This is a genomic window from Sphingomonas fucosidasi (assembly GCF_036663855.1).
GTDB lineage: Bacteria > Pseudomonadota > Alphaproteobacteria > Sphingomonadales > Sphingomonadaceae > Sphingomonas > Sphingomonas faeni_B.
This window is the reverse complement of record NZ_JAXOJR010000015.1, coordinates 23,741-41,017: the sequence shown is the minus strand read 5'-3', so window position 1 is coordinate 41,017 and position 17,277 is coordinate 23,741. Positions and strand designations below refer to the sequence as shown.

Genomic DNA, 17,277 nt, shown 5'->3' with positions numbered 1-17,277 from the left:
TCTCTTGAGCTGACGGAGGGGGCGGACACGGAGCCTAGGTGAGCGCCTGCCTCCCCCTCCGTCTGGCAAGTGCCAGCCACCTCCCCCTTGCGGGGGAGGACCAGAAGAGCCCGGCGGGGTAGAAGGATCAAAAGGCGTCCGCAACCTCTCGCGTTCGCGGCGCGTTCTTCTGCCATACGCATAGCGAAAAGGAGATACCGCATGCAGCTTCCCCACAAGTCCGTCGTCCTGGTGGCAGACGGCCGGAAAATGCTGTTCCTGCGCAACGAGGGCGACAATGTTGCCCCCAATCTGGTCGTCGAGAAGGCGCACGAGCAGATCAATCCTGCGACGCGCGACCAGGCGACGGATGCCGCCGGGCGCGCGTCGTCGCCCCGTGGCGGCGTGCAGAGTTCAGTCGAGCCGACCGACTTCCATCAGCTTGAAGAGGATCGCTTCGCCGCCGAAGCCGCGGATTTCCTCAAGGTGCGCGCACTGAACAACGATTACGAGTCGTTGATCATCGTCGCGCCGCCGAAAACGCTTGGGGAGATGCGCAAGCATTACCACAAGGAGGTCAGCAGCCGGTTGAAGGGGGAGCTCGACAAGGACCTGACGGGGCATCCGATCGCGGATATCGAGAAGGCGCTCAAGAACGCCTGATCCAACGCCAGACAAAAAAAGGCCTCGTCGGATCATCCGGCGGGGCCTTTTTCATGCAGTCTGCAAACGGGTTATGCGCTGACTGCCGAAGGCTTGGATGCGGTCTTGGCAAATCGCTTGCGGGCGACCAATGCAGCCGCCGCAGCGCCGAACAACAGCACCATCGGCGGCGCAGGTACCGGCGCCGGCGGTCCGCCGCTCGATCCGGTGCTGCCGCTCGAACTCGCGCTGCTGGCGCTCGATGCCGACGATGCGCTGCTGGCCGACGATGCCGAACTGGCGGACGAGGCCGAGCTGGCCGATGATCCGTTGGAACTCCAGCCACCGGTCGAGTTCCACCCGTGGCTCGATCCCCAGCCCTTGCTGCTCGAGCCATAGCCGGACGAACTGGCGCTGCTGGCCGAGGATGCGGACGAGGCCGACGAAGCGCTGCTCGCCGAGGTCGACACGTTGCCGCTGGAGGATGACGATACGTCCCCACTCGATCCGCCCGAGGCTGAGGACACGTTGCCGCTCGAGCCGCCGGTGGAGGAGGTGCTGGACACGTTGGCGCCGCCGGTGCTGCTCGACGAGCCGCCGGTCGACGTCGACCCACCGCTCGACGTCGACGAGATGACGATGCTGCCGCTCGAACCGCCGCTTCCGCCGAGCCCGCCGCCGAAGCCACCCCCGAATCCGCCGCCCAGACCGCCACCGAAAAAGCCGCCGCTTCCGCCGACCACGACCGGAACGGCGCCACCACCACCGCCGACGTATCCGTCACCGACCGGGGCGGGAATCGGCACCGGCGCTGCGTTGGCGACCGTCACGACTGTCGGTGCACAGGTCGTTCGCGTCGTCGTGACAACGCGCCGCGCGCGCGGGCGATGCACGGCGGCGACCTGTGGTCGCGCGACTCGCTTGACGAGCACCCGCTTGGTGTTGGCGGTTCGATTGGAGCTTTCCGCGACATGCACGGCGCCGCCGCCGATCAGGGCACCACCACATGCGCAGGCGCACAATTTGGCCAAAGCCATCCTAACCGACATATCGTCACTCTTTCGTTGCCGGCACCCTCGTGTTGCCGGTTCCCCGTGCGCAGGTTTCCGTGACTGCTATCCGACTAACTGCAAAAGAAACCGTTAAGCGCAATAGCATTAAGCAATCCGGGTGCAGTTAAAAGGACCGTTCGTTCGGGTCTTTGCAGATGCACAGGCTTAACGTGCCGGGTTGGGACACGTCGAGACCTGTATTCGTTCGGGCCGGCGCGATCGTCGATCCCCGGATCGTATACGACGCGGCGAAACGGATTATCGTCGCCGCGTTATAAAATGTCGGATTTCGACAAATCTGCGCAAGTCGCATCGCTTGTGGTCGCCTGCGTGCGCGACTATAGGCGCCTTTACCATTTGGGGGCGCCTCTCGGAGATCAGCGCGGTTGATCCGACAGGGCGAGAGGGAGAGTGGTATGGCGACCGTTATGAATCGTACGAACGAGAATTCCAGTCGAGACGCCGCCAATGACAGCGGCGACGAGGGGTATCGGCCCGAAGCGGACGAGCCGTTCATGAGCCTTGGGCAACAGGCTTATTTCCGCCGTAAGCTGCAGGCTTGGAAAGAGGCAATCCTCCGGGAGTCGCAGGAGACTTTGTCGCAGTTGCAGGTGGATTCACTCCGCGAGGCCGATCTTACCGATCGTGCGTCGAGCGAGACGGATTGGTCGATCGAGCTGCGAACGCGTGATCGCCAGCGCAAGCTGGTGTCGAAGATCGAGGCTGCGATCCGCCGGATCGACGAGGGCGAATACGGGTATTGCGAAGTTACGGGCGAACCGATCAGCCTGGCTCGGCTCGAGGCGCGTCCGATCGCGACGATGACCGTGGAGGCGCAGGAGCGTCATGAGCGTAACGAGAAGGTCTCGCGCGAGGATTGAAATCACTTGCTCAAGGCGCCCGCCACCGTGGGGTTAGTGCCGGATCACGCCCTAGTCGGGTGATTTGGGTGTTAACTTATGCGGGTGTTAAGGTATTTGGGGCATGGTCGGACTATACGTCGTTGTAGCCCGAATTTCATGGCTCTGGATTCTGCTGGATGATGATGGACAACTTCGATCGCGCGACCGCCGAGGGCTCGTCCGCGGAGATCAGCCAGACCGGCGAGATTGCCTCGGGTACGGGCAAGCGTGCGAAGACCCGCGACAGCCTGTTGCTGATGGCGCAATGCCAATTGGGCGTCGAGCGCAACGTGCATGAAGTACGCGTGCGCAACCTGTCCGAGGGCGGTCTAATGATCGAACTGGACAGGCCTGCGGAGGTGGGAACCCGTGTCTGGTTAAACCTGCGCGGGATCGGCGAAATCGTCGGGCGAGTCGCGTGGTGCGCCGCGGGGCGGATGGGGATAGCGCTGGAGACGCCGATCGACCCGAAAAAGGTGCGCAAACCGAGCACGCGATCGACCAAGTCCGAGGCGGCCTGACGCCGTCTATCGATGATGGCCGGCTATCGATGATCTCTGGCCGTCGATTATCGATAGCCCGGTGACCCGATCACCCCCCAACGATAGCGGGGAGTGATCGCCGGCGTCTACATCGTCAAAGGCTGACGATCTCTTCCTTCAGGCGCAGTTTCTGCTTCTTGAGGCTCGCCAGAACCGCCGCGTCCGGCAACGGACGATGGGCTTCGACCGCGATCCGCTGATCGAGCACCGCGTGCTTGGTTTCCAGGGCTGTCTGATGCGTCGTCTGCACGATGAAGTACCTCCTGCATTCGGGTTGGGGAGTGAGTAAACCACTCCGTCACGAAAATGTCTTCATCGGAAATGGATCAAATCGTTTAGGCGAACGATTTGCCAAGACGACCCGTTGATCCCGCCACCCTCAAGGCGGAAGACGCGAACCGCTTGAGCACGACTGCGTCTTTCCGGCGCTGTCGCTGTCGCTATTTTCCGGCAGCTGGCTGCGATCGGCAGCAGGTGCCATGCCGCGATGCTTTTGCGCTCGCCAGCGTCTCTGCATTTGCTAAGGACACGGCGACGGAGGATCGGCATGTATCTGAGAGAAAGCGTGGACGAGGCTCAGATCCGGACTCGGCTCGATGGCATGCGAACCGAGCATCGCGATCTCGACGACGCGATTGGTGCGCTATTGTCGTTACCGGTCCCGGATCAGTTGCAGATTGCGCGTCTCAAAAAGCGCAAGTTGCGGCTGCGCGACGAGATCGCCGCGTGCGAGGATATGCTGATTCCGGACATCATCGCGTGAGCCGCCATCGTTTGCGAAGCAACATGCTTCATTTTGAGACGCTTATCGCCCGTTAGACCGCGTTGGATGTGCCATCGGGCTGGGCGGCACACGCTCGCTATGGCAACGCGATTGGATGAGCAGTCTGCCCGAATTGCCTTTGCATCGTCGATTGGTCGATGCGTTGTATAGCGAAGCCATGGCGCTCGCCGGCGAAGCACGGACCTATTTCGACGAGGCTGGACGGGCCGAACGTGAGGCACTCGATCCGTTGATCCGCGTCAGCTTCAGTTGTGAATCGCTGAAAGTGACGACGCGGTTGATGCACGTAATCGCCTGGCTATTGACGCAGCGCGCCGTGCAGGCGGGCGAATTGCTGCCACGCGATGCGCTCGATCCGTCACGACGCCTCGGCGATGCCCCGACCACCGACCAGAGTTTGCTCGATGTCTTGCCGACTCGTGCGCGGACCCTGATCGACGCCAGCACCGACCTTCATCGGCGCGTCGGGCGGCTGGACATGGGCTTGGACGACGTCGAGACCGGCAGTCCTGCGCTGTCGATGCAACGCATGCTCGCGCGCGCGTTCTGAGCGGCAGAGACCTTCACCACGCGGCGCATCTTTACCGGGCGGGATGATGGTATTTCACCAAGCCCTGTCGTCGCCGATCAGGCGGGCTTCCGTCAGGCGTAGACGATCAAAGCGCCAATCGTGCCCGTGCCGCGCGGTATTCGCGTTCCAGTCGGTCGACCCGGTCGGCAACGCTTTGGACCTTGCCGACCGCGCCGATGCCTTGGCCCGAGCCCCAGATGTCCTTCCACGCCTTGGGCTTCGATCCGTTGCCGCCGCCGAAGTCCATCGTCTTCAGGTCGCCCTCGGGCAGATTGTCGGGGTCCATGCCCGCCGCCGCGATCGACGAGCGCAGATAATTGCCGTGCACGCCGGTGAACAGGTTGGAATAGACGATATCGGCGGCTTTGCCGGCGACGATGCCGTCCTTGTACGCCTGGTCCGCGTTCGCCTCGGTCGTGGCGATGAACGGCGAGCCGATATAGCCGAAGTCCGCGCCCATCGCCTGCGCCGCCAGCACCGCATCACCGGTCGCGATCGAGCCCGACAGTGCGAGCGGACCGTCGAACCATTGGCGGATTTCCTGGATGATCGCGAACGGCGACAGCCGGCCGGCATGGCCGCCGGCACCCGCCGCGACCGCGATCAGGCCGTCCGCACCCTTTTCGATCGCCTTGCGCGCGAACCGGTCGTCGATCACGTCGTGCAGCGTGATGCCGCCCCAGCCGTGTACCGCGGTGTTCAGATCCTCGCGTGCGCCGAGCGAGGTGATGACGATCGGCACCTGCCACTTGGCGCAGGTCTCCAGATCGCTTTCGAGCCGGTCGTTCGATTTGTGGACGATCTGGTTGACCGCGAACGGCGCCGCCGGGCGATCGGGGTTTGCGCGGTTGTGCGCGCTCAACTCCTCGGTGATCCGGTGAAGCCACTCGTCGAGCATCGCCTGCGGCCGCGCGTTGAGTGCGGGGAACGAGCCGACGATGCCGGCCTTGCACTGCGCGATCACCAGATCGGGTCCGGAAATGATGAACAGCGGCGAGCCTATGACGGGCAGGCGCAGGTTTTTTAGAATTGCGGGTACGGTCATGTGGGTTTTCTAGCGCAACCTATTCGCGCGCGCCAGAGCCGGTTTTGCCCTCCACCCCGACCGCTGATGCGGCGGGATGGAGGGCAGGGTATCAAGCCATCTTGCCGATCACCTTGTCGAGCGTCAGCGGGTATTCGCGGATGCGGACGCCGCACGCGTTGTAGACCGCGTTGGCGATCGCCGCGCCGACCCCGCACAAACCGAGTTCGCCGATGCCCTTGGCCTTCATCGGCGAGGATTTCTCGTCGAGTTCATCCATGAAGAACACGTCCTGCACCGGAATATCGGCATGGGCGGGGACGTGATATTCGGCGAGATCGTGGTTGACGAAATAGCCGAAGCGCTTGTCGACGATCGCGTCCTCCATCAACGCCGCGCCGACGCCCATCGTCATCGCACCGATCACCTGGCTGCGCGCCGATTTCGGGTTGAGGATACGACCCGCGGCGAACGCGCCGCTCATCCGGCGGACGCGGATTTCACCGGTCGCCGAGTCGACGCCGACCTCGACGAAGTGTGCGCCGAACGTGGCCTGCGCGTAGGTCTTGGTCAGGTCGCCGAACTCGATCGAGTCCTCCGCGGACAGGCCGGCATCGCCGGCGGCTTCCGACAGCGAGACGCTGCGGTTGCCCGACTTCACCTTGCCGTCCTCGAACACGACGTCGGTCGAGTTGAACCCGAGTTTCCGCGCGACAGAATCCCGTAGCGCCATGCACGCTGCATAGACGCCTGCCGTCGAGCTGTTGCCGCCCCACTGGCCGCCGGAGCCCGACGATGCCGGGAAGCTGCTGTCGCCGAGCAGGACGATGACCTTGTCGACGGGGACTCCCATCAGCTCCGCGGCGGTCTGCGCGATGATCGTGTAGCTGCCGGTGCCGATGTCGGTCATGTCGGTGGCGACGGTCACAACGCCCTTCTTGTCGATCCCGACGCGTGCGCCCGACTTCATCGTCACGTTGTCGCGGAACGCGGACGCCATGCCCATGCCGACCAGCCAACGCCCGTCGCGGATCTGGCCGGGGACGGGATTGCGCTTGTTCCAGCCGAAGCGTTCGGCGCCCGTCTTCAGACAGCCGACCAGATCGCGCTGCGAGAACTGGCGCGACGGCTTTTCCGGATCGACCTGCGTATCGTTGATGATGCGCAGCTGGACCGGGTCCATCTTCAGCTTCTCGGCCAGCTCGTCCATCGCCGCTTCGAGCGCGAGCAGGCCGACGGCCTCGCCTGGCGCACGCATCGCGTTGCCCTCGGGGAGATCGAGCACCGCAAGGCGAGTCGCGGTCATCCGGTTAGCGCCCGCGTACAGGAGCCGCGTCGCGTTCGGCGCGGTCTCGGGACCACCGCCGGGCAGATCGCCCGACCAGCTCTCATGCGCGATCGCGGTGATCTTGCCGTCCTTCTGCGCACCGATGCGGAGGCGCTGGATCGTCGCAGGGCGATGCGTGGTGTTGTTCATCACCTGCGGACGCGCGAGCGCGAGCTTCACCGGACGACCGCCGATCGCCCGCGACCCGAGCGCCGCCATCACCGCATCGCTGCGGATCCACAGCTTCGAGCCGAAGCCGCCGCCGACATAAGGCGACATGATGTGGATATTCTCTTTCGCCACGCCCAGAGTCTCGCTCATGTCGCGGACCGCCCAGTTGATCATCTGGTTCGACGTCCACAGCGTCAGCTTGTCGCCCTTCCAGGCGGCCGTGGTCGAATGCGGCTCCATCATCTGATGGCTCTGGTCGGGCGTGGTATAGCGCTCGTCGACCTTGACGGCTGCCTTGGCGAAGGCCCCTGCAAAATTGCCGACGGCGGTGTCGGGAGTACCGTCCTTGGGCTTCGTGGCCGATGCCTTGACCGCTTCCAGATCGAAGCTGCCAGCGGTCCGAGCGTAGGTCACGCGCAACAGCTTGGCGGCGGCGCGGGCCTGTTCGAACGTCTCGGCGACGACGACGGCTACCGCCTGATCGTAATGCTGGACGTCGGGGCCGGCGAGCATCCGTGCGGTATGCGCCTTGGCCTTCGCGACCGTGCCGGCATTCTTGTAGGTGACGATAGCGAGCACGCCGGGTGCGGCCTTCGCGTCGGCGTCGTCGATGCTCTCGATCCGGCCCTTGGCGATCGCCGAACCCAGGATATAGCCATAGGCCGCATCGGGCGCGACGTCGCTGCGCTCATAGGCATAGTGCGCGGTGCCGGTGGTCTTCAGCTTGCCGTCGACGCGGTCGATCGGCTGGCCGAGGACCTTCATGCGGTCGGTCGGGTTCGCCGTGGCGGGGGTATCGAACTTCATGGGCGTCAGGCCTTCGCTTCTTCGAACACGGCGCCGATGGTGCGTTCGACCAACGGCAGCTTGAACGCGTTCTGTGGTGTGGTGCGGGCGCCGGCGAGGACGGCCGACGCGGTCGCCTTGGCGCCATTGGGCATTTGCGCCTCGGCCGCTTCGACGCGCCACGGCTTGTGCGCGAGGCCGCCGAAGGCGAGACGGCCGCGACCGCCAGGTTGTATCACCGCGGCAACCGAGATCAGCGCGAACGCATAGGAGGCCCGGTCACGTACCTTCTGATAGATGTGCGTGCCACCGATCGGCTTCGGCAACGTGACGGCGGTGATCAGTTCGCCGGGGGCCAGCGACGTCTCGATGTTCGGCGTCGCGCCGGGGAGGCGGTGGAAGTCGGCGATCGGGATCGCACGCGTTTCGCCCGCCGCGTTCACCGTCTCAACCGTCGCGTCGAGCACGCGCATGGCAACCGCCATGTCGCTCGGATGCGTGGCGATGCACGCCTCGCTCGTGCCCATGATCGCGAGATTGCGATTAAAACCGCCAATCGCCGCGCAGCCGCTGCCGGGCTGGCGCTTGTTGCAGGGCTTGGTGGTGTCGTAGAAATACGGGCACCGTGTACGCTGGAGCAAATTGCCCGCCGTCGTCGCCTTGTTGCGAAGCTGGCCCGATGCGCCGGAGACCAGCGCGCGGCTGAGCACGCCGTAATCCTTCCGGACGCGCGCATCGGCGGCGAGATCGGTGTTGCGGACCAGCGCGCCGACACGGAGACCGCCCTCAGAGGTGGGCGTGATCTTGTCGAGGCCGAGGCCGTTGACGTCGATCAGATGCTGCGGCGTTTCGATCTGAAGCTTCATCAGGTCGAGCAGGTTGGTCCCGCCCGCGATAAACTTTGCGCCCGGCGTGCGGACCGCGGCGCTGGCGGCTTCCTTCGTCGACGTCGCCCGCTCGTAGGTGAAGGCCTTCATGCCGTGCGCTCCGTACCGGCGACGTCGTGGATCGCGTCGATGATGTTCGAATAGGCGCCGCAGCGGCAGATATTGCCGCTCATCCGCTCGCGAAGCTCGTCGGTGCTGACGGTCGGCTGAGCAGCGATATCGCCGGTGACGTGGCTGGGGATGCCCGCCTTGATCTCGCCGAGCGTGGCGACGGCCGAACAGATCTGGCCGGGGGTGCAGTATCCGCACTGATAGCCGTCATGCTTGACGAACGCCGCCTGCATCGCGTGCAGCTTCTCGGGCGTGCCGAGGCCTTCGATCGTGGTGATCTCTTCGCCTTCATGCATGACCGCGAGCGTCAGGCAGCTGTTGATCCGGCGACCCTCGACGATCACCGTGCACGCACCGCACTGGCCGTGGTCGCAGCCCTTCTTCGTGCCGGTGAGCTTCAAATTCTCGCGCAGCGCGTCGAGCAACGTCGTGCGGGTGTCGACGTTCAGCTTCGTCGTACGGCCGTTGACCTTGAGCGTGACCGGCATGGTCGGCGGGGCCGGTTGCGTCGTCCCCTGTGCTTGGTTCTGCGTCTGGGCCTGCGCGACGGGTGCGGCCGCCAAGGTGGCCGACGCGACGCCGCCGGCGATCACGCCACGGCGCGACACCGGAAAAGTTTCATCGTGATGCATATAAACCCCTGTATCTGTTACCCGAACGGACGAAGCTCGGCAAAGTTGCGCCGGGCCGTGTCGGTTTTGTTCCGCGAAATTTTTGAGCAAGGTATTGGAATGCGTACGATCTCTTCCAGCGTGTCGGCTCGGCTCTACCACCTCGACGATAGCGGCGAGGGCGGGGCGGCAACGACGCTGTTCTACGGCTCGTTGGAGGAGGCGCTGGTGATCGCCGCGCAGCAGGAGGAGGATGTCCAGGCGGGGCTGTATCTGACCACCGAGAACGACGTCGTCGCGTATCTCGATCTGGAGGAATAGCGCCACCCCCTCGATCCTCCCCCGCAAGGGAGAGGTGGCACCGAAGGTGACGGAGGGGGAGGATACGGAGCAGCGGTTTCCCTTTTCCGCCCCCTCCGTCTGGCAAGCGCCAGCCACCTCCCCCTGGCGGGGGAGGATCAGAATTGAAACTCAAGTCCCCGGCGTAAACCCGTCGTCGCGGTCCGGCGGCGTCGGTGCGTGCACTTCGCTGCAGATCGAGCGCAACGCACCCTTCATCCCCTCCTCGAACGTCGGATGATAGAAGGGCAGGTCCAAAACCTCGGTCGCGGTCCAGCCGCTCTGGATCGCCCACGCGATCAGATGCGCGCTGTGCTCGACCGCAGGTCCCGCCATCGTCGCGCCGGTCAGCCGCCCATCACGCCGATCCGCATAGAACCGCACCAGCCCGGCATTACACGCCTCGACCTTCGCGCGGCCCTGATCGTCATACGAGGCCGTGCCGATCACGCTGTCCGCGTCGTCGTCCTTGGCGATCTTGCCGATCACCGCGACGTTGGGATGCGTGAAGGTGATCGCGAACGGCACCGTCCGCTTGCCCGGCGTGACCTCGGGATAGCTCGCCGCATTGCGCCCGGCAATCGTCCCCTCCGATGACGCCTCGTGCAGCACCGCACGATCATGATCCGCGTCGCCCGCGATGAAGATCGGCGCGGTGCCGCACTGCATCGTCTCGCAGTCATAGTCAGGCATCCCGTGCTCATCGAGCGCAAGCCCGGTCGTCTCCAACGCGATATCCTTGATCCGCGGCGGCCGCCCGGTCGCGACGAGCAGATAGTCGAAGGTACGTTCACCCGACGCGGCCCCGCTCCACGACAGCATGACGCCATCACCCTCGGGCTTCACCTCGAGTTCGACACCCAGCAGGATCGGCATTTCACGCGCCAGGATCGCGTGATACGCCTCGGCCACGTGGAGATCCTTTAAGCCGCCGATCGTCTCGCCCGTATCGAACACCATCGTATCGACGCCGAGCCGTGCCATCGCCTGCGCCAGTTCGAGCCCCAGCGCGCCCGCGCCGACCACACCGAGCGACTTGGGCAGATCCTTGAGCTCGAAGATGCTCTCGTTGGTCAGAACCCGGTCGCGCACCGGGTCGAACATTGCGGGGATCATCGGGCTCGATCCCGTCGCGATCACCACCGCCTTGGCATGAACCTCGCGACCATCGCCGAGCGAAAGGACCGTCGCGCGGGCGAATTTCGCCCGTGCCCCGATCTTCACGTCGTCGGGCAGTTTGTCGATCGAGGCCTCGACGCCGGCGACGAACGCGTCGCGTTCCTTGCGAACCCGCGTCATCACCGCGACGCCGTCGACCTTGCCCGACGCCTCGACGCCGAAGACCCCAGCGTGCTTCACGGCATGCATTGCGTTTCCCGCGGCGATCAGCAGCTTGGAGGGCATACACCCTACGCTCGCGCAGGTCGTGCCGCCAAAGCCTTCGTCGATCAGCAGCGTCTTCGCCCCGTTGCGACGCGCGCTGCGCTCGGCGGCAAGGCCCGCGGTACCCGCGCCGATGATAGCCACGTCGCAGGTCAGCTTCGTCATACGTCTCTCCGTCGCCGGAGAATTCCGGAGCCACGGTCGACGAAACCTTCGATGCCGCCCAGCCGTTCCGCGGTGCAGCACATTCCCTGACGAAGGACGTTTATGTTAACTCTCCACCACCTGAACTATTCGCGCTCGATCCGTGTGCTGTGGCTGCTCGAGGAGCTCGGCATCGAATACGACCTCGTCAAATACGAGCGCGACGCGAATTTCCGCGCCCCGTCCACGCTGAAGGCGATCCATCCACTCGGCAAGGCGCCGGTGCTGGTCGACGGCGACCTGACGCTCGCCGAAAGCGCGCCGATCCTGTCCTATATCGATGCGCGGTACGGCGACCGCCGCTTCTCGCCACCGATCGACAGCGCCGCCGCCGCGATCCATGACGAGTGGCTGCAATATGTCGAAAGCTCGGCCGCGCTGCCGATCATGATGACGATGTTCGGCAAGCGAATGGGCGGGCTCCCCGAAGGCCTGACCAAGTTCACCGGCCCCGAGGTGACCAAGACGCTCGACTATATCGCTGCAGGCGTCGGCGATGGCCCGTACCTGATGGGCGACCAGCTCATGCTGGCCGATATCCAGATGTGCTACATGCTGGCGATCGCCGAAAGCACAGGCTTGCTGAAGGAGCACACCGAGGTCGCCGCCTATCTCGACCGGCTCCGCGCGCGCCCGGCGTTCATCGCCGCCACCGAGATCGGCGGACCGTTGATGGCGCCGCGTCGCTGACCGTATGACCGCCATCCCGACGTTTGACCGGGGTGGCGGGCCCCGCATGGCCTGCGCATACGTATTCAGTGGCATGGTAGCGGTAGCGGCTTGATTCTGTGGCACGATTGTCACGGTGGCGCCGTGCCGTTCGTTGACGCGCCCCGCATTCTGGAGTGATGCTCGATCACGGTCACCTCGCCGGCAAGGCGCGTGTGGAACCGTGAGGATGCTGGAGGACCCGATCGTCGTGACTGCCGCCGCCAAGCCCATGGGCAAGCTCACGGGAAAGCCGACTTCGTTCGACATCGCGCAACTTGCGGGTGTGTCGCAACCGACGGTTTCGCGAGCGTTGCGCGGCAGCCCGACGGTCAATCTTGCGACGCGGCAACGGATCGAGGCGATCGCGCGACAGCTCAACTACACCGTCGATCGTAGCGCCTCCAACCTCCGCAACGGCACGACAAAGACGATCGCGCTGCTGCTGTTCCGCGATCCGACGCCCGACGAGACCGTGGTCAATCCGTTCTTCCTCGGCATGCTCGGCGCGATGATGGCGGCGTGCGCGTCGCACGGTTACGACCTGCTCGTGTCGTTCCAGCAATTCTCCAGCGACTGGCACACCGATTACGAGGACAGCCACCGCGCCGACGGGCTGATCCTGCTCGGTTATGGCGACTATGCCGATTATCGCGCGCGGCTCGAGATGCTGGTCGCGCAGGGGACGCACTTCATTCGCTGGGGCTCGGTCCAGCCGGGCCAGCCCGGTCTGACGATCGGTTGCGACAATATCGCAGGTGGGACGGCGGCGGCGCGGCATCTGCTCGAACGGGGGCGTAAGCGGATCGCGTTTCTCGGTAGTGCGACCGATCATTATCCCGAGTTCCACGACCGGTATCGCGGCTATGTCGCGGCGCTCGGCGAGCACGGCCAGACGGTCGATCCGCGACTTCAGGTCGAATCGATCTCGACCGAGGAGGACGCGACCAGGGCCACGCACGAGCTGCTCCAGCGCGGCGTCCAGTTCGACGCGATCGTCGCGGCCAGCGATCTGATCGCACTCGCGGCGATGCGCGTGCTGGCGGGCGCGGGGATCGCCGTGCCGTATGATGTCGCGATCGTCGGGTTCGACGACATCCCCGCGGCCAGCCTCGCCAACCCACCACTTACGACGATCGCGCAGGATAGCGGTCTCGCCGGGCGGCGGCTCGTCGAGATGCTGCTCGCGCGGATCGGCAATCGCCCGGTCGAGAGCATGATGCTCCCCACCCAACTCGTGATCCGGCGCTCGTCGGGCGAAGGACGCTGAATGCTGTCACGTAGGGAAAAGCCGCGCCAGGGGTTCTGGGGGCTGTGGAATATTTCGTTCGGATTTTTCGGGATACAGATCGGATTCGCGCTGCAGAACGCGAACGTCAGCCGGATCTTCCAGTCGCTGGGGACGAGCGTCGACGATCTTGCGTTCCTGTGGATCGCGGCGCCGCTGACCGGGCTGCTCGTCCAGCCGGTGATCGGGCATTACAGCGACCGGACCTGGGGCAAGCTCGGGCGCCGGCGGCCGTATTTCCTCGCCGGCGCGATGCTGGCCACGATCGCGCTGCTGGCAATGCCCAACGCGCCGGTGTTGTGGGTCGCCGCGGTGCTGCTGTGGATGCTCGACGGGTCGCTCAACGTCGCGATGGAGCCGTTCCGCGCGTTCGTCGGCGACATGCTCGGCAGCCGCCAGCGGACCGCAGGGTTCGCGTTCCAGACCGGGTTCATCGGTGCTGGCGCGGTGATCGGGAGCCTTGCGCCGATCATCCTCACCGACGTGTTCCAGGTCGCCAACACCGCGCCGGCGGGCGGCATTCCGCCCTCGGTGCAATACGGTTTCTACATCGGTGCATTAGCCCTGTTCTTCGCGGTGCTGTGGACCGTGCTGACGACCAGCGAATATTCGCCGGCGGAGATGGCAGCGTTCGAGGACGAGGGTGAGGTTGCGCCCCGCGACACGGTCGTACGGTCGAGCGCAAAGCTCGCGCCGGTGTGGATCGCGCTCGGAGCCATCGTCATCGCCGCGGTGGCGCGGTTCGGGCTCGACAAGCCGGTATACCTGCTCGGCGGTGGGCTGATCGCATTCGGGGTGGCATTGCTGGTCAGCGCGGCGCTGGTCCGGTCGGGCAGGGAGTCCAACGTTCTCAGCCAGATCGTCGGCGATCTTGGCACCATGCCGCAAACGATGAAGCAGCTAGCACTCGTCCAGTTTTTCACCTGGTCGGCGCTGTTCATCATGTGGATCTACACCACGCCGATCGTCACGCAGCACGTGTTCGGCACGACCGACACGACGAGTGCCGCGTATAACGAGGGCGCGAACTGGGTCGGCGTGCTGTTCGCGGTGTACAACGGGGTGGCGACGCTGTGGGCGTTCGTGATGCCGACGCTGGCCGCTCGGATCGGGCGACGCGACGCGCACATCCTCGGGCTGCTCTGCGGCGCGGTGGGGTTCGCCTCGTTCCTCGTGGTGCGCGACCAGTATCTGCTGATCGGATCGATGGTGCTGATCGGGATCGCCTGGTCGTCGATCCTGACGATGCCCTATGCGATCCTGTCCAACGCGCTGCCCCAGGCGAAGCTCGGCGTGTATATGGGCCTGTTCAACATCTTCATCGTCCTGCCGCAGCTGATCGTGTCGTCGGTGATGGGGCAGGTCGTGCGGACGTTCTTCCCCGGCGACGCGGTCTGGGCGATGTTGATCGCTGCGGGCGTGATGGGGGTTGCGGCACTGGCGATGCTGCGGGTGGAGCGGAACGCCTGAAGCCAATTTCAATCCTCCCCCGCCAGGGGGAGGTGGCGCCGAAGGCGACGGAGGGGGAGGACGGCGTAAACCGCTGTTCCGTGTCCGCCCACTCCGTCTGGCAAGGGCCAGCCACCTCCCCCTTGCGGGGGAGGATCAGAAGCTAGCCGCCGAAGCTGCGGCCGCCGAAGCCGCCACCGAAGCCGCCACGCGAGATCACCGAACTGCGCGACTGGACGCGGGCAGGGGCTCTCGCCGTCGTCGGCGTGAAGGCGTCGGAGCCCACGCGGGTGCGTCCGGTGACATAGTCCCGGTTGATCCGGCCGCCTGCGCCGCCGTAATAATTGCCGTCACGATCCCGGTACATCGGCGCGCCGCGGTTGCCGAAGCCGCCGTTGAGCGCCTGCCCGACCAGGAACCCGGTCAGCAGCGGCGTGAAGAAACTTCCACCGCTACCGTTGTTGCGCGGCTCGCACTGTGCGGCGCCATATTGCTCCTCGCAGGTCTGCTTGTCTTCGAACCGCGGCGCGGTCTTTGCGGCATCGGCCTTGGCCTGCTCGAACGCGGTGTCGCATTGCACCGCCGACAAGGCACCCGCCGCACGGCATTCCTGCACCGACGCATAGCTCTGCGCTTCGACCGGTTTGCCGCCGACGTCGCCATCGCACGCGGTCAGCGAGACACCAGAGCCTGCGATCAGACTGGTCAGGACGATCGTTCTGGAACGCTTCATCGATGCTTCCTCAATTCGTCATGCAGGCGGCGTTGAGGATGCCGACGCACAGCGAGATGCTCCCCATATAGGTCGCCGCGGCGATGTCGCCACGGACGATCCGGTCGTGGATGTCGCGCATCACCAGCCGCCGCACGACGAGCGCGGCGACGATCTGGATCACGCCCGCCAGCAGGGCCCAGATCGCGAATTCGAGCAGCGTGACGGTATGCGTGAGCGCCGACGCCAATGGCAGGACATAGCCGAGCAGCGCCGCACCCAGCGTGATCGCAGCGGCGGTATTGCCTTCGCGGATCAGCGATTTTTCGTGATACGGCGTCGTCGCCTGGAAGATGATCTTGAACACGATCGTGAACGCCCCCGCGGCCACGAACGCGATCAGGAAGGCGAGCGCGCTGGCGCCGAAGCTATATTGGTCGATCATCGTATTTCCCCCGGAGCCGTCTGCGCGTGACGCTAGGCCCTGAACTCGCCGAGTTCCAGTGCCACGCCCAGCATGATCTCGAACGAGACCTCGCCGGCCTCGTTCTCCATGTCGATCGCGAGCAACAGTTCGCGGCCATCGTCGCCAGGCAGGTCGCGGCTGAACAGCATGCAAGTCTGGAAGATGCGGCGGTCGACGATCCCGTCGCGGTCGTCGTGCAGTTCTTCCCAGAACGTCACGGGATCCTGTTCGCTCGCTTCGGGGCCGAACCACGAACGGCTGTAGTCTGGCAGTCCTTCGGCAGTGAAAGTGCGCGCCTTCAGGCGGCTATTCCAAGCGGGACGCTCGGCCGCCGAGGATGGATAGGCGCTGTCCCATGGCGCGAACAGCGTGACATCCGTGACGTCCTGCCCGGCGCGATCGTTCGACACCGCCTGGAACATGATGTCGTCGTCGGTGTAGAACCGGTGGACGAAGCCGCCCTCGTTGAGGTCGATCAGCCCCTGCGCGACGATCACCAGCGTATCGCGATCGAACGGGAACAGGAGCTCCGACCCGAACCGGCGCCAGGCCAGCGGATCGACCGTCACCGTGCGCCCCAGCGTCACGTTCCGGACGACGGGTAGGGCGTTGCCGTCAAGCGCTGGCTTGCGGCCGAACAGGCGATCGAACATGCAATCCTCGCGTCTCTGTGGTTGCGTGCCTCTTAGGCGAAAGCGCGCAGGCTCGCAAAGCGCAACACCGTCATCCTGACGAAAGTCAGGACCCAGAGGCATAAACGCTGCGGTTGGTTACCCTGGGTCCTGAATTTCGTCAGGATGACGGAAGGAAGAGCAGAATGACGGAAGTGGGGAGGGTGGCAGGCGCTTGCGAAACGCCTATGTGTGCGGTCGAGCGACAAGTACGGGAGTTCTTGCATTGACCGATATCTGGACCGTCCGCAGCCTGAAGGCGGCGCTCGACACGTCCGAGCCTGCGAAAGCCGGCGAATTTTCCGCGCGGATCCTGGAAGGCGCCGACCCCGTCCTGCTGGTAACGATGCACCACCACGGCGACCTCGAACTGTTCGTCAACGTCAGCGAGGCGCAGATCGCGTGCTCGACGCTGCTATGGCCTTGCGACGAGCAGGAGGATCAGCTGGCGTTCAACACCTTCCTGCTGAAATCGCAGAAGCTGGTGCCGCTGTCGAACTTCGGGATCGGCACGGTCGACGGCCGCGACTATTACGAGCTGTTCGGCGAACTCGCGACGTCGAGCCGGCTCGATACCGTGATCATCGAACTGCGCACGCTTGCCGAGAACGCGATCGATGCGGCCACCGACCTGCGCCACGCGCAGGTTCCTGCCGCCTGAACTGATA

At 64.9% G+C, this 17,277-nt stretch carries 20 protein-coding genes; 10 read left to right on the top strand and 10 right to left on the bottom strand.

Annotated features, from left to right (window positions below; genetic code table 11):
* Nucleotides 1-201 precede the first annotated feature (201 nt).
* Entirely contained in the window at nucleotides 202-642 is a 441-nt protein-coding gene (locus U1737_RS19705; protein WP_332797978.1) for a host attachment family protein, read from the top strand.
* A 71-nt stretch (nucleotides 643-713) separates the two neighbouring features.
* Here the strand turns inward: U1737_RS19705 and U1737_RS19700 are convergent, their stop codons facing one another.
* Nucleotides 714-1,670: a hypothetical protein gene (locus U1737_RS19700; protein WP_332797977.1), complete on the bottom strand. Its 957-nt coding sequence runs from the start codon at nucleotides 1,668-1,670 to the stop codon at nucleotides 714-716.
* Between the two features lie 419 nt (nucleotides 1,671-2,089).
* Between U1737_RS19700 and dksA the strand changes: the two genes are divergently transcribed.
* On the top strand, nucleotides 2,090-2,554 hold the full coding sequence (dksA, locus tag U1737_RS19695) for an RNA polymerase-binding protein DksA (RefSeq protein ID WP_248521569.1): 465 nt from the start codon (nucleotides 2,090-2,092) through the stop codon (nucleotides 2,552-2,554).
* A gap of 158 nt (nucleotides 2,555-2,712) precedes the next feature.
* Nucleotides 2,713-3,096: a PilZ domain-containing protein gene (locus tag U1737_RS19690; RefSeq protein ID WP_332797976.1), complete on the top strand. Its 384-nt coding sequence runs from the start codon at nucleotides 2,713-2,715 to the stop codon at nucleotides 3,094-3,096.
* Between the two features lie 115 nt (nucleotides 3,097-3,211).
* On the opposite strand, the gene U1737_RS19685 is transcribed toward U1737_RS19690, so the two are convergent.
* Complete coding sequence (locus U1737_RS19685; RefSeq protein WP_248521567.1) at nucleotides 3,212-3,367, bottom strand: YdcH family protein; 156 nt, start codon at nucleotides 3,365-3,367, stop codon at nucleotides 3,212-3,214.
* Between the two features lie 297 nt (nucleotides 3,368-3,664).
* Here U1737_RS19685 and U1737_RS19680 point away from each other — a divergent pair, with 297 nt between their 5' ends.
* Entirely contained in the window at nucleotides 3,665-3,880 is a 216-nt protein-coding gene (locus U1737_RS19680) for a YdcH family protein (RefSeq protein WP_443027164.1), read from the top strand.
* A gap of 115 nt (nucleotides 3,881-3,995) precedes the next feature.
* Nucleotides 3,996-4,451, top strand: a complete 456-nt coding sequence (locus tag U1737_RS19675; protein ID WP_248521564.1) for a DUF1465 family protein — start codon at nucleotides 3,996-3,998, stop codon at nucleotides 4,449-4,451.
* Between the two features lie 106 nt (nucleotides 4,452-4,557).
* On the opposite strand, the gene U1737_RS19670 is transcribed toward U1737_RS19675, so the two are convergent.
* The 4 genes from U1737_RS19670 to paoA all read right to left on the bottom strand — a co-directional run bounded on the left by U1737_RS19670 (nucleotide 4,558) and on the right by paoA (nucleotide 9,410).
* Nucleotides 4,558-5,517, bottom strand: a complete 960-nt coding sequence (locus tag U1737_RS19670) for an NAD(P)H-dependent flavin oxidoreductase (RefSeq protein ID WP_332797975.1) — start codon at nucleotides 5,515-5,517, stop codon at nucleotides 4,558-4,560.
* A gap of 91 nt (nucleotides 5,518-5,608) precedes the next feature.
* A complete protein-coding gene (paoC, locus tag U1737_RS19665) occupies nucleotides 5,609-7,801 on the bottom strand; it encodes an aldehyde oxidoreductase molybdenum-binding subunit PaoC (protein ID WP_332797974.1) in 2,193 nt (730 codons plus the stop codon).
* Nucleotides 7,802-7,806: 5 nt separating this feature from the next.
* Entirely contained in the window at nucleotides 7,807-8,757 is a 951-nt protein-coding gene (locus U1737_RS19660) for an FAD binding domain-containing protein (protein WP_332797973.1), read from the bottom strand.
* Entirely contained in the window at nucleotides 8,754-9,410 is a 657-nt protein-coding gene (paoA, locus tag U1737_RS19655; RefSeq protein WP_332797972.1) for an aldehyde dehydrogenase iron-sulfur subunit PaoA, read from the bottom strand. Before paoA ends, U1737_RS19660 begins: the two co-directional genes overlap by 4 nt.
* Nucleotides 9,411-9,509: 99 nt before the next feature.
* Between paoA and U1737_RS19650 the strand changes: the two genes are divergently transcribed.
* Nucleotides 9,510-9,710, top strand: a complete 201-nt coding sequence (locus U1737_RS19650) for a hypothetical protein (protein WP_332797971.1) — start codon at nucleotides 9,510-9,512, stop codon at nucleotides 9,708-9,710.
* Nucleotides 9,711-9,860: 150 nt separating this feature from the next.
* On the opposite strand, the gene U1737_RS19645 is transcribed toward U1737_RS19650, so the two are convergent.
* Entirely contained in the window at nucleotides 9,861-11,276 is a 1,416-nt protein-coding gene (locus U1737_RS19645; RefSeq protein ID WP_332797970.1) for a dihydrolipoyl dehydrogenase, read from the bottom strand.
* 102 nt (nucleotides 11,277-11,378) lie between these two features.
* On the opposite strand from U1737_RS19645, the gene U1737_RS19640 reads away from it, so the two are divergent.
* From U1737_RS19640 to U1737_RS19630, 3 genes are all read left to right on the top strand, one after another.
* Entirely contained in the window at nucleotides 11,379-12,005 is a 627-nt protein-coding gene (locus U1737_RS19640) for a glutathione S-transferase family protein (RefSeq protein WP_248521550.1), read from the top strand.
* Between the two features lie 208 nt (nucleotides 12,006-12,213).
* The gene (locus tag U1737_RS19635; protein ID WP_432715051.1) at nucleotides 12,214-13,293 is read left to right on the top strand and encodes a LacI family DNA-binding transcriptional regulator; all 1,080 of its coding nucleotides are present in this window, start codon (nucleotides 12,214-12,216) and stop codon (nucleotides 13,291-13,293) included.
* Entirely contained in the window at nucleotides 13,294-14,781 is a 1,488-nt protein-coding gene (locus U1737_RS19630) for an MFS transporter (protein WP_332797969.1), read from the top strand.
* Nucleotides 14,782-14,923: 142 nt separating this feature from the next.
* Here the strand turns inward: U1737_RS19630 and U1737_RS19625 are convergent, their stop codons facing one another.
* Genes U1737_RS19625 through U1737_RS19615 form a run of 3 tightly spaced genes read right to left on the bottom strand, consistent with a single transcriptional unit; the run spans nucleotide 14,924 to nucleotide 16,591 of the window.
* Nucleotides 14,924-15,493, bottom strand: a complete 570-nt coding sequence (locus tag U1737_RS19625) for a DUF1190 domain-containing protein (RefSeq protein ID WP_248521547.1) — start codon at nucleotides 15,491-15,493, stop codon at nucleotides 14,924-14,926.
* Between the two features lie 10 nt (nucleotides 15,494-15,503).
* A complete protein-coding gene (locus U1737_RS19620; protein ID WP_128452645.1) occupies nucleotides 15,504-15,917 on the bottom strand; it encodes a DUF350 domain-containing protein in 414 nt (137 codons plus the stop codon).
* Nucleotides 15,918-15,949: 32 nt separating this feature from the next.
* Entirely contained in the window at nucleotides 15,950-16,591 is a 642-nt protein-coding gene (locus U1737_RS19615; protein ID WP_332797968.1) for a DUF2491 family protein, read from the bottom strand.
* 244 nt (nucleotides 16,592-16,835) lie between these two features.
* Here U1737_RS19615 and U1737_RS19610 point away from each other — a divergent pair, with 244 nt between their 5' ends.
* Nucleotides 16,836-17,270 carry a YjfI family protein gene (locus U1737_RS19610; protein WP_133031098.1) on the top strand — a complete coding sequence of 145 codons (435 nt, stop codon included), beginning with the start codon at nucleotides 16,836-16,838 and terminating at the stop codon, nucleotides 17,268-17,270.
* The last annotated feature ends 7 nt before the right edge of the window (nucleotides 17,271-17,277 follow it).